We start from the raw sequence: 11,054 nt of genomic DNA on the forward strand, positions 1-11,054 counted from the left end.
ATAGTTCGCTTCCCACTAGCTTAGGTCTTTGCAATTAGATCGTAACTCCTGGCACCTGTAATTTCTACTTCCGCGAACTGGCCAATTTGCATTTTCTTTGAAGCACTGACAAACACCTCTCCATCTTCCTCTGGCCCCTGCCACTCAGTTCGACCTACAAAAGTCGTTGCATCCTGCTGTCTGTCGACTAGGATGCGGACTTGTCGGTTTACAAACTGCTTAAGCCGCAGCTCCACTATGTCGCGCTGTGCAAGCATTATTCTACTTCTGCGCTCCTCCTTAACTGCTTCCTCGACCTGAGCGGGATACGCATACGACTTCGCCTCGCGCTCCTGCGAATACGTAAAAACACCAACGTGCGCAAAATGCCCGGCTCTTACAAATTCTTCGAGTTGCTCAACATCTCTATCAGTTTCGCCGGGGAAGCCCACGAGAAAAGTCGTTCTGAGCGCAATTCCCGGCGCAGTTTGGCGAATGCGATTTATTAATTCTCTTGAACCCTTTTCGCCCAAAGGGCGCTGCATGCGCTTTAACACTGCCGCCGAAATATGCTGCAAAGGGATGTCGAGGTAATTACAAAGAAATGGCGTATCAGCCACAAACCTAATCAGCTCATCCGTAGTCCCTACGGGATATGCATAATAAAGCCTTATCCAGTAGTCTTGCGCATGGCCCAAGGTTCTAGTGATCTCGCGAAGTAGGCTAACTAACTCGCGACCAGCAGGTGGGCGCTCTGAAAAATCCGTTCCATAGGCAGTTAAATCCTGTGCGACTAAGTTTATCTCCCTTACCCCTCCTTGCACCATCGTCCTAACCTCGCTAACAATAGAATCACGCGAGCGAGAGCGAAAACTCCCCCTAATGTCGGGAATTATGCAAAAGGTACACTTTCTATCGCAGCCATCTGAAATTTTTACGTATGCCGAGCCTCGCCCAGTAGAATAAACGCGCGGCATGCTCTCGTCGTACAAGAAATACGGCCTGCGCGCCTGGTCGAAACACTCGGCCGTGGTACCTTCCTCAAAACCAATGCGCAAAATCTCATCCGCTGAGACAAAGCGATCCACCTCAGGAAGTTCCATGGCTAAATCACGCTTGTAGCGCTCAACCATACAACCTACCACCACCAACTTCCTACATCTCCCCTTCTTCTTGTAAGAAACCAGCGAAAGTATTACATCAATGCTCTCCTTAACAGCACTTTCGATGAAAGCACAGGTATTAACAACTATCAGATCAGCGTTAGCGGGATCCTCAACTGAGCGAAAACCCCTAGCGACTAAAGCGCCGAGCATCAATTCGGAATCAACAGTGTTTTTCGAACAACCCAAAGTTACCAAGGCGACATTGCCAATAAATGGCTTTCTATCTACAGAGCCAAGACTACTGCTAGCTTCCTTAGAATCCCCATCCCCCCTATCTGGCAACACTGGCAGTCGCTTTTTCACAACAATTACAACCCTTAAAAGCTATGCACTAATATTTCTTATTTCTCGACTTAACTATCAAGCAACTCATCCGCAAAATTATCCATTTTGCGCTGCTCGACGGCGCCTTTTAGAATGGCCAAAAACTCTCTAAACTTCAAAGTCCGCTGATCTTTAACAGCATGTCGCCGCCACGTCACTTCCTCGTTCTCCTCCTCTCTAGCACCAACTATTAGCAAGTTAGGAATCTTTTTCACTACGTTATTTCGAATCTTCTTGTTTAAAGTCTCAGCACTAGTATCGATTTCCGCGCGAAGCATCGAATTTAGCAATTCAGCTTGCAGTTTATGAGCATAATCCAAAAACTTCTCCGACACCGGAATAATTTTTACCTGCAACGGCGCAAGCCAAGACGGAAAAGCTCCGCCAAAATGCTCAATTAGAAACGCAATAAACCTCTCATTAGTGCCTAACGGCGCGCGGTGGATGATATACGGCCTATGCTCCTTGCCATCTTCGGCGATAAACGTGAGATTAAAGCGGGCCGGCATGGCAAAATCGAGCTGATTGGTCGAGGCCGTCTCCTCCCGGCCAATTACATTTTTAACTTGGAAATCTACCTTAGGGCCATAAAAAGCCGCCTCGCCTTTAGCTTCATCGTAATGAACACCCATCTCATCCAACACATTGCGGATAACCGATTCCGAATAAGTCCAAGCCTCCGGGTCCGAAACAAACTTCTCGCCCTTCTCTGGATCGTGCAGCGACAACCTCATCCAATAATCGCTTAGGCGAAATTTTTTGTAATAAAACACATGCATATCGAGAACCGCTCGAAACTCCTCCTGCAATTGTTCCGGCCTACAATAGATGTGTGCATCGTTCATGCTTAACATTCTAACGCGAAGCAAGCCGCTTAGCGCCCCAGAATCTTCGTAGCGGTAAACGGTCCCATACTCGGCTAAACGCAACGGCAACTCGCGATAGCTCCTAGGCCGCGAGCTATAGATCATGTGGTGATGAGGACAATTCATCGGCTTTAAATAATAATCCTCCTCGCCTTCGCGCCGCATCGGTGGAAACATGCTATCTTGATAATAAGGAAGGTGCCCAGAAGTATAGTACAAAGATGCTTTGGTAATGTGAGGCGTCACCACTCTCTTGTATCCAGCTTTAAATTCTACCTCCTTGGCAAATTTTTCGATCTCCTCACAAATCACCGCACCATTGGGAAGCCACATCACGAGCCCTGGACCAACTTCTTCGCGAATGACAAATAGTTCCTGTTCCGATCCGAGCTTCCTATGGTCGCGCTCCTTGGCTAAACGCCTAAGTTCCTGATATTCAGAAAGTTGCTTCTTATCCTTAAACGCCAAGCCGTAGATGCGCGTAAGTTGCTTGCGCTTTTCATCTCCTCGCCAGTACGCCCCGGCAAGACTATCGATAGAAAAGCCCACCGATAAGAGCTCCCCAGTATCCCTTACGTGTGGCCCTCTACACATATCCTCAAAGCCAGCGTTCTTGTAGAAACCGATTTCCGTTTCTCCCTGATTACAAAGCTCCTCAGCATACTCCGCCTTATACCTCTCGCCCTTAGTCTCTAAATGGCGAATCGCCTCTTGCACCGGCAATGAAAAGGCCTCAAATCCTTGGCGCTCCTTAATGATTTCACGCATGCGCCTTTCAATTTCAGGCAAATCCTCAGACGAAATTGGCTCATCGAGATCAAAGTCGTAATAAAAGCCATTTTCTACCGGTGGCCCAAAGGCCAATTTCGCATTCGGCCTTATCTGCAACACCGCCTGAGCCAGCACGTGCGCCAGTGAATGGCGCACTTTGTATAGCTGCTCGCCTTCCTTATCTAATCGTTCCGGTCGTTCTTCCACTTTTTAACCCCTCTTACAATCGCTCTACTAATACCGCAGTGGCCTCGCCGCCTCCGTTGCAAATGGCCGCCACTCCGCATTTAAGATGTAATCGCCTTAACGCATGGATAAGCGTAACCAGTATTCGCGCTCCAGAGGCACCAATGGGATGCCCCAGCGCAACCGCTCCACCACTGACATTTAACTTTTCGACAGCTATGTTCAACAAGCTGCTACAAGCTAGAGTTACAACGCTAAATGCCTCGTTTATCTCGAACAAGTCTACATCTTCAATTCTTTTGTGAGCCTTCTTGAGCACATCCTTAATGGCGCCGACCGGAGCAGTGGTAAATAGCTCAGGTGCTTGCCCCCAGAAGCCCTGCGCTACTATTCTCGCTACTGGCTCCAAGCCATGCTCTTTCACAAAACACTCAGAGCACACTAACATAGCAGCAGCGCCATCGCTAATAGACGAAGCATTGGCAGCCGTTACGCTGCCATCCTTTTCAAACGCTGGATTTAAGGAAGTAACCTTATCTCTTTTTAGCTTAGCAGGTTCTTCGTCAATTAAAACTATTGACTCCTTTCTTCCAACATCGACCTTAACTGGAACAATTTCGTCTACAAAAAAACCTTGGCCTATAGCTTCAAGCGCAAGATCGTAACTGCGAAGCGCGTAAGAATCCTGCTGCTCGCGACTAATGCAATGCTGCCTACCACAAAGTTCAGCCGCCATGCCCATGTGATAGTCATTGTAGACATCCCATAAGCCATCTTTAATCAGACTATCCTCGGCTACAGCGCTCCCCAATCTAGCACCGTTTCTTAATGCCGGGAGAAGGTAAGGAGCCCTCGACATATTTTCCATGCCTCCAGCAATGACAGCCTCCGATAGCCCAAACCTAACCTGTGCATCTGCCAACATACAGGCCTTAAGCCCCGAGCTACAGACCTTGTTTATAGTCATCGCCTGCACTTTTGGCGGAAGTCCTCCGCCAATGCACGCTTGCCTTGCAGGCGCTTGCCCCTGCCCCGCAGTCAACACAGAACCAAGAATGACCTCATCTATTGCGTCACCTTCAAGTCCCGTTTGTGAGAGTATAGACGATATTACACTTGCGCCGAGTTGTGGCGCTGGCACTCCCTGAAACGCTCCGCCAAAACTGCCAATTGCCGTTCTGCGCGGCGCACAAATAAAAACATCCTTACACGACACTTGCATAATTTCTTCTCAATTTTCGATTTCCACGCGTCCAGCTTCTAGGACGTTAACCAAATATCCTTTACCAAAGACGTATTTCTGACCTTTACCACAGCGGCTGCTCTATGTTTATGAGCATTAGCCCTGAAGCGGTCAATGACGAAATTTGCCACCTTGCTATCCACTTCGGCAAATTCCATAAGAGCTACGTTAATGTCCTCGTCCTTAACTCCGCGATCTATAACGCGATAAAGCGCGCACAATGCCGGCTCTAGCTCCTCGTAGGAATAACCGAGCTCCCTATGATCCGTTTGGCCAGGATACAATCCAGCTGACGGCGGAGCCGCCACAATCGACGGTAGCACCTCATAATACTGAGCCAGTTGGTACACTTCGGACTTAAACAGATCTCCAATAATAAACAAGTCCGCCAAGGCATCTCCACCTTTAGTATCATAGCCAATCAATTCTTCCGACGCATTGCTAGTCCCAATTACCCGCACCCGCCTCTTGGAGCTTTTGCCCTTGAGTGAAATTACCGTGGATTCACAGTTTTCCCTTTCATCAAAACGAGTGATTAACTCTCCAGCTATAGAATAGAGCACATTCATCCTCGCTCTAGCTCGAATATTGCCCTTAGTGAGCTGATGGAGTTCGTGTTTTGTCAGAAGCTCCCTCTCAAAACCCATCTCAATCTTATGAACGATTGCATCAGTAGGCTCGTCTATGGGAATTACTAAGTGATGAGCCCTGAGCTTTTCAGCAAGTTCAGCGCTGAGCATATTAAACGTCTGACGATCAATTTCGTCATAAGGCATAGAAACCAGATACACGTTTTCTTGGCCGAGAGCTTCAGTGCAAATCGCAGCAACTACCGCTGAATCCACTCCACCACTGACGCCGACAACCGCAACATCCGCAAAATCCCGCAGTTTTGCCTCCAAAAAAGAAGCCAGTAAATCAATTTTTGCTATCATGAGAATTACCAAAAAAATGGACTATACTTGGGGAATATACCAGAAACCACTCTGGCAACTCAACACAAGAGTTACTCTACCTTCCGCCAGAATTACTGCCCTTCACTAACTACTTCGGCAACTTTTGCCGTCAATAGTCGCCCCACTTTGGAAGCCAAATTGGAGTAGGAAAAGAGAACGACTCCGCCCGCTTTTGTCGCTCTTACCTTGCGAACCTGCCTTATCAATAACTCCTGATCTCTTAGCATCAACCAAGCGCCCAAACCAATCATCACACGACTCGGCTCCGACAATTTGGTCGCAAAAAGGGTTTGCTGCTCAACTAGCGATGCATCCGTAGTATAGGCCATAAGCACTACCTTATCCACAAGTTTGCGCTCAAGCCACTGTGGCCAATCTTGCAGTGCGCGCTTTTTAGCGCGTTCGGAGTCCGCTAGAGCGGCAACGGACAGTTCCATGTGGGGCGCAACACTTGCAAGAAGGCTCTTTATCTCTCTCACCAACTGCGTAACATGAGCAGCTCGCCAGTACTCCCATTCGCGCCCACTCGGCCGTTTGGCGAAAAATTCACGCGGATATCCGCCCATACCGCTAAGAACATCAAAAAAGCTTCTAATGCTATCCTGCGAATATCCAAACTCTAGAAATCTCGATCCCTGTGGATTATTTCCGGAGTTTACGGCAAAGGGAAAACGAATCATATCGAGGTGGATACCATCTAGATCTGGATAAGCACGAACGAGTTCTAAAATGAGCTCAGCAACATATTGTCGGACGCGCTCCGATGTGGGGTCTAGCCATATACCAGGAGTGTCCAGCCCATAAGCAGAACCGCTATTAGCTGGTGGCAAGCCTTTTAGATCATAATCAAAAAGAGAGCTCCCAAAACTGTCAACCAATGCGGCCTCTTTCCCAATTATTTTAAAGATTGGCGCATTGCGACGATCTTTAACTCTGAGCACATTTACCCACGCATGAACTTTTTTGCCCTTGCTGTGTGCGAAATCTATAGCAGCCCTTAGTGGCTCTACGCCCTCACTGAGAGATTCCCTGTAGGGCAAATCGTCGGCTAGCATAGACGGGAACCAAGATCTACCTCTGCGATAGACCTGACAGTATAAATCCGTTAGGGGCACGGCCTCTACAAATTCACTAAACTCGACAAAAGCATGGGAATCCTTAAACGCTTGAGTTTGCCCTTCGGCTTCAACCCATAGTCCAAAACGCGACTGCGCTTTGGCATTTGGCTGATAGATAAAAATAGACGCTACCAAAAAAAAGAAAAGTAAAGCAATTAGGCTCTGGTATCTAGGCGGTAAAAATAATACTATGCTCATGTCTTTGATGCATACGCGCTGACGTAACTAATAACAATATTTGGCAAGGAAAAATTCCCGCAAAACAACCTAATGTCCTCACCTAAAAAAATCGGTGCTGTAATCATCCCCGTCCCAAAATCCGTAAAGACAAACAGAACTATCCCGCGTCTAGTAGCAACTGTGACAATATGCGCAAGCGTTTTTACCGCTATTGTCGGTATACGCGAGTTGGCTAAACTGAGCCAGCAAAACACGTCACCGATAGACCAAATCTTCCAAATAGGAACTCGCGCGTGGAAAATCGTAGCTAACGCCGACCAAGGCCACTGCCTAGGCTTCCTCTATTCTGAGGTTCGAAACAGAGAAAAACCCCAGCTAAACTTAAGAGGAGTGGTTGCACTACCACTCTATCAGAAGGCATTTTTTGCCAGCCTAGACCTGGCAGCGAATTTTTCTGAGCAAAAAGCTCTTGATTCTCTTGTGGCTAGTTTTCAGGTCGGCGGAAACAAAGCACGAATATCTACGCTAAGAACTGACATAAATAAGTTATTGTTCGAGCTTGAAACTCCTTATATGAGGAAAAGCATAGAAACTAGCCGTCCAAATCCTATATATCTAGTCGAGATTGCCGAAAATAGATTCAATATTAGACTCCCTCAACAGGTTCAAGGCATCATCAAAAGAAACGAGGTTAATCTTTCGAGTTATTTTGGACTTCCGGGTTTTATGTTTACCGAGCTCGAACTTGAGCAGCTGATTTCGTGTAAGAATCAAGTGCTTGCGATAGATGAAAACTACAGTTTTGACAAAGGTGTTTTGGATATTGGGCCACTTATAAATCTGCTTGGCATTAAGCCTACTCCGGCCATCGTCGAGTCGCTTAGGATCCGGCCCAAATGGGACAGCAAATGATTGAGATAGAGAATCTGACAAAAAAATTTGGTTCCTTCGTAGCTGTAGACAATATTAACCTCAGCATCGATAGGGGGAAAATTTTTGCGTTTTTGGGGACAAACGGCGCAGGAAAGACAACTACTATTCGCATGATGACGGGGGTGCTGGAGCCAAGTGGCGGAACTGTTCGGATTGGCGGTTACGATATTCAGAAGAATCCCATCGAGGCAAAGTTTTTAATGGGAGTCATCCCCGATAGACCATACTTGTACGGGAAGTTGACTGGCCGTGAATTCTTGCACTTCATGGCGGATTTGTACAAGACCCCGTACAAAACTGCTTTGGATCGAATTGGCATCCTTCTCGATACTTATGGTTTAGAAGAATGGCAGCACGACCTAATAGACAGTTATTCGCATGGAATGAAACAGCGCCTCTTAATGTGCGCCGCCCAAGTGCACGACCCAGCGGTTTTAGTGGTAGATGAGCCAATGGTTGGCCTGGATCCAAGAGGCGCCAAATTATTAAAGGACACTTTTAAGAAGAAGGCCTCAGAGGGCTTAACCATTTTTATGTCTACTCACTCACTTTCAGTAGCACAGGAAGTTGCGGACCAGTTAGCCATCATTCAACATGGGAAAATTATTGCAAAAGGTTCGCTGCAAGATTTGTTTTCACGAGCTAAACAAGAAAGCTCCGATCTTGAAAATGTTTTCTTGCAGCTCATAGCAGAAGCGGAAGAACAAAGCGGGGTCGTAACGAAGAATAAGTGGTAATGACAATAGAAACATAATAGCTGGGTCATAACGTGCCGTTTGTATTACTAAAACCACATGTTTTAGCACTTAAGAACTCGCTTCTTACATCTTTTAGACATGGCACCTATTGGCGTAAGCATCTTCCGTTTTTACTCATCGCGTGCCTAATATTGTATATTATTTTTCTTTCTCTACACGACTCTCTGCTCGCGATACAGGAGGAAGAAAACTTTTCAATGGCAGTTGCACATAAGCTGGTAGACATTGCTGTGCTGGCCATTTTTTTATTGCTACTACTATCTAACATAGTGGCGTCAATGGGCTGGTTTTTCTGCGCAAGAGATTTGCCGCTTCTGCTGACACTGCCGATTTCGCCAGCTCGCTTTTACTTATCTCGCGTAATCGTCACTAGCTTTAGCGCCAGTTGGGTGCTTTTATTGTTATCCATCCCACTAATTACAGCCACTTATGTGGCGCTCGACCTTCCAGCGACATTTCTCGCAGCCTCAGCCTTGGTGGGAATACCAATGTTCATTATCCCAACGACGTTCGCTAGTCTGATTGTAACTACTGTCATTAATATATTTCCCGTGCGCAGACTTCAGGCGTTTATCCTCTTAGTTCCGCTTGCAGTATTTCTGGGGATGCTTTCTATGGAGAAGGAACTTTCTTTGGACCTAACCGCTAAAAAATACTCTCCGCAGGACACTTTAGAATTTTTGCATTCAATTGATAACCCAAACCCTATCTGGCTACCTTCGCACTGGGCAGCTAAGATAATTAACTCCACCATTATATCGGAGCAGTCCGCCAATGGCATACTGCCTTACTCCCTGCTCCTGGGGTTCACAACCGCAGCGTCTTTGGTTTTAGGCTACGCTGTCTTTAAAGCCCTTTTTGCCCGCGGCTGGACGGAATCGCTAGGCGAGAGAAGAGCCTATTTAAAAAGCTATGCCTGGCCTGGCCTGGAAGCCACTAGCAGAATTGCTCCTCTCAATCCCCAACTTAGAGCTATCATGGTGAAGGAATACAGGATGTTCTTGCGAGATCCGACACAGTGCGTCCAGCTCTGCTTGCTGCTACTGCTGTCAATAGTTTATTTGTATAACCTACGGACGTTGCGATCTGTAACAATTGAAAACGCAGAGGCATTTTCATGGTGGCAGACAATGTTGTGCATTTCCAATGTAGCTTTGGGAGCAAGTGTTATTTCCGCGATTTGCGCGAGATTTGTTTTCCCTAGCATAAGTTTGGAAGGCCAGTCCTACTGGATAGTTCGTTCCGCACCAATTAGTATTAGACAACTCATCATTAACAAATTCTTAATATGGCTGTTCCCCATAAGCATTATTGCTATGGTGTTACTCATCTCGGGGGCATTTGCAACACAAGTGCCTGCTCCAACTGTTGCAGTATGCTTAATATTATCTATCTCTCTAAGCATTGGCATAGTTGGTTTGACCGCTGGCTTGGGCGGCGTATACGCAATCTTCGACTGGGATTCGCCGACTCAAGCTGCCGCGAGCTTTGGCAGCATAGTAGCGATGCTCCTAGCGGTTGCTCTCATAGTTGTAACTCTCATCCCCGCCTCGCTCGTCATCATCATCACGGCAATTCCAAATCTCTCTAAAGGAATGAGCACCTCGAACTACATAACATCCATTGCTTGTGCAATGTTTTTGTCTTTCTTCCTCAATTTAATCACAGCGCGCTGGGCCATAGACGTTGGCGAACAAGCGTTACGAAGGCGAGAGAAGTGAGCATCGCTCTTTTTGGTGCATAAATTTAGTCGGTATTGCCATCTAGTTTAGTACTTAAAAATTTAATCATTAAGTTTGCGCTGAGATTACCCGATACTTATCTCGAGTAGGTGAATCTAAATAATACCACTCCAATGAGATAAGGTGCATATCGACTCGGAGGTAAAAATTACTAGCACATCTACGAGTCGTAAAAAAAGTTAATATAAGGAGTATTAACGATGAAACGGACAGGAAAAGCGTTAGTGGTAGCCATTTTGCTAGTTGCTTTTACATCACAGGCAAACGCAGCGACAGACGGAACACTGGGAACGACTTCGACAGGTGATTTAGATATCACTGTAACAATTCCAGACTTAGTAATGATTTCTGGCTTTGTTGATATTGCGTTTGGCGTATATGGCGGAACAGGCGATCTGACATCCAACCAGAATCTTTGCGTTTACCGAAATGCTACGGCTGGACAGTACACTATAACGGCCACATCGGCCGAGGGCGCATTCCAAGTAGAAGCCGGTGCTCTAACATTAGCATACAGTGTTTATTTTAACGACGTAACAGGAACGGCCGGCGAGATAGCCCTTGTTTACAATACTGCTACAGTAACGCAATCCGGTGCGAACACGACTATTGCTGACTGTTCTGTTGGTGGTGATAGCGCAAACGTTCATGTAACAATTACAGAAGCGAACCTTCAAGCTGCTGAACCAGGTGCCTATTCCGGCACTCTTATCCTTTTAGCTACTCCAGTTTAACGCTAAAAAACGCTTGCGGCAGCTTTAATACGCGCGACACCTGCTGGCTGGCGAAATACATATTTTGCTAGGCTTCCATACACAAATTGCGCTATCCT

The 11,054-nt window shown here is 46.7% G+C and carries 9 protein-coding genes; 4 read left to right on the forward strand and 5 right to left on the reverse strand.

The window, feature by feature from the left end; all coding sequences use genetic code 11:
* Positions 1-20: 20 nt before the first annotated feature.
* The 5 genes from rimO to IT291_04975 all read right to left on the reverse strand — a co-directional run bounded on the left by rimO (position 21) and on the right by IT291_04975 (position 6,807).
* Positions 21-1,448 carry a 30S ribosomal protein S12 methylthiotransferase RimO gene (gene rimO / locus IT291_04955; protein ID MCC6220575.1) on the reverse strand — a complete coding sequence of 476 codons (1,428 nt, stop codon included), beginning with the start codon at positions 1,446-1,448 and terminating at the stop codon, positions 21-23.
* A gap of 50 nt (positions 1,449-1,498) precedes the next feature.
* Positions 1,499-3,313, reverse strand: a complete 1,815-nt coding sequence (locus tag IT291_04960; protein MCC6220576.1) for a threonine--tRNA ligase — start codon at positions 3,311-3,313, stop codon at positions 1,499-1,501.
* Positions 3,314-3,326: 13 nt separating this feature from the next.
* The gene (locus IT291_04965) at positions 3,327-4,514 is read right to left on the reverse strand and encodes a thiolase family protein (GenBank protein MCC6220577.1); all 1,188 of its coding nucleotides are present in this window, start codon (positions 4,512-4,514) and stop codon (positions 3,327-3,329) included.
* Positions 4,515-4,552: 38 nt separating this feature from the next.
* Positions 4,553-5,470 carry an NAD(+) synthase gene (gene nadE / locus IT291_04970; protein MCC6220578.1) on the reverse strand — a complete coding sequence of 306 codons (918 nt, stop codon included), beginning with the start codon at positions 5,468-5,470 and terminating at the stop codon, positions 4,553-4,555.
* A 92-nt stretch (positions 5,471-5,562) separates the two neighbouring features.
* Positions 5,563-6,807 carry a family 10 glycosylhydrolase gene (locus tag IT291_04975; GenBank protein ID MCC6220579.1) on the reverse strand — a complete coding sequence of 415 codons (1,245 nt, stop codon included), beginning with the start codon at positions 6,805-6,807 and terminating at the stop codon, positions 5,563-5,565.
* 72 nt (positions 6,808-6,879) lie between these two features.
* On the opposite strand from IT291_04975, the gene IT291_04980 reads away from it, so the two are divergent.
* The 4 genes from IT291_04980 (at position 6,880) to IT291_04995 (ending at position 10,956) form a co-directional block, all read left to right on the forward strand.
* On the forward strand, positions 6,880-7,701 hold the full coding sequence (locus tag IT291_04980) for a hypothetical protein (GenBank protein MCC6220580.1): 822 nt from the start codon (positions 6,880-6,882) through the stop codon (positions 7,699-7,701).
* Positions 7,698-8,459, forward strand: coding sequence for an ABC transporter ATP-binding protein (locus IT291_04985; protein MCC6220581.1), 762 nt, complete (start codon positions 7,698-7,700; stop codon positions 8,457-8,459). Before IT291_04980 ends, IT291_04985 begins: the two co-directional genes overlap by 4 nt.
* A 32-nt stretch (positions 8,460-8,491) precedes the next feature.
* Entirely contained in the window at positions 8,492-10,201 is a 1,710-nt protein-coding gene (locus IT291_04990; GenBank protein MCC6220582.1) for a hypothetical protein, read from the forward strand.
* Between the two features lie 221 nt (positions 10,202-10,422).
* Positions 10,423-10,956, forward strand: a complete 534-nt coding sequence (locus tag IT291_04995) for a hypothetical protein (GenBank protein ID MCC6220583.1) — start codon at positions 10,423-10,425, stop codon at positions 10,954-10,956.
* The last annotated feature ends 98 nt before the right edge of the window (positions 10,957-11,054 follow it).

The sequence above is a fragment of the Deltaproteobacteria bacterium genome, from assembly GCA_020845775.1.
GTDB lineage: Bacteria > Bdellovibrionota_C > UBA2361 > SZUA-149 > JADLFC01 > JADLFC01.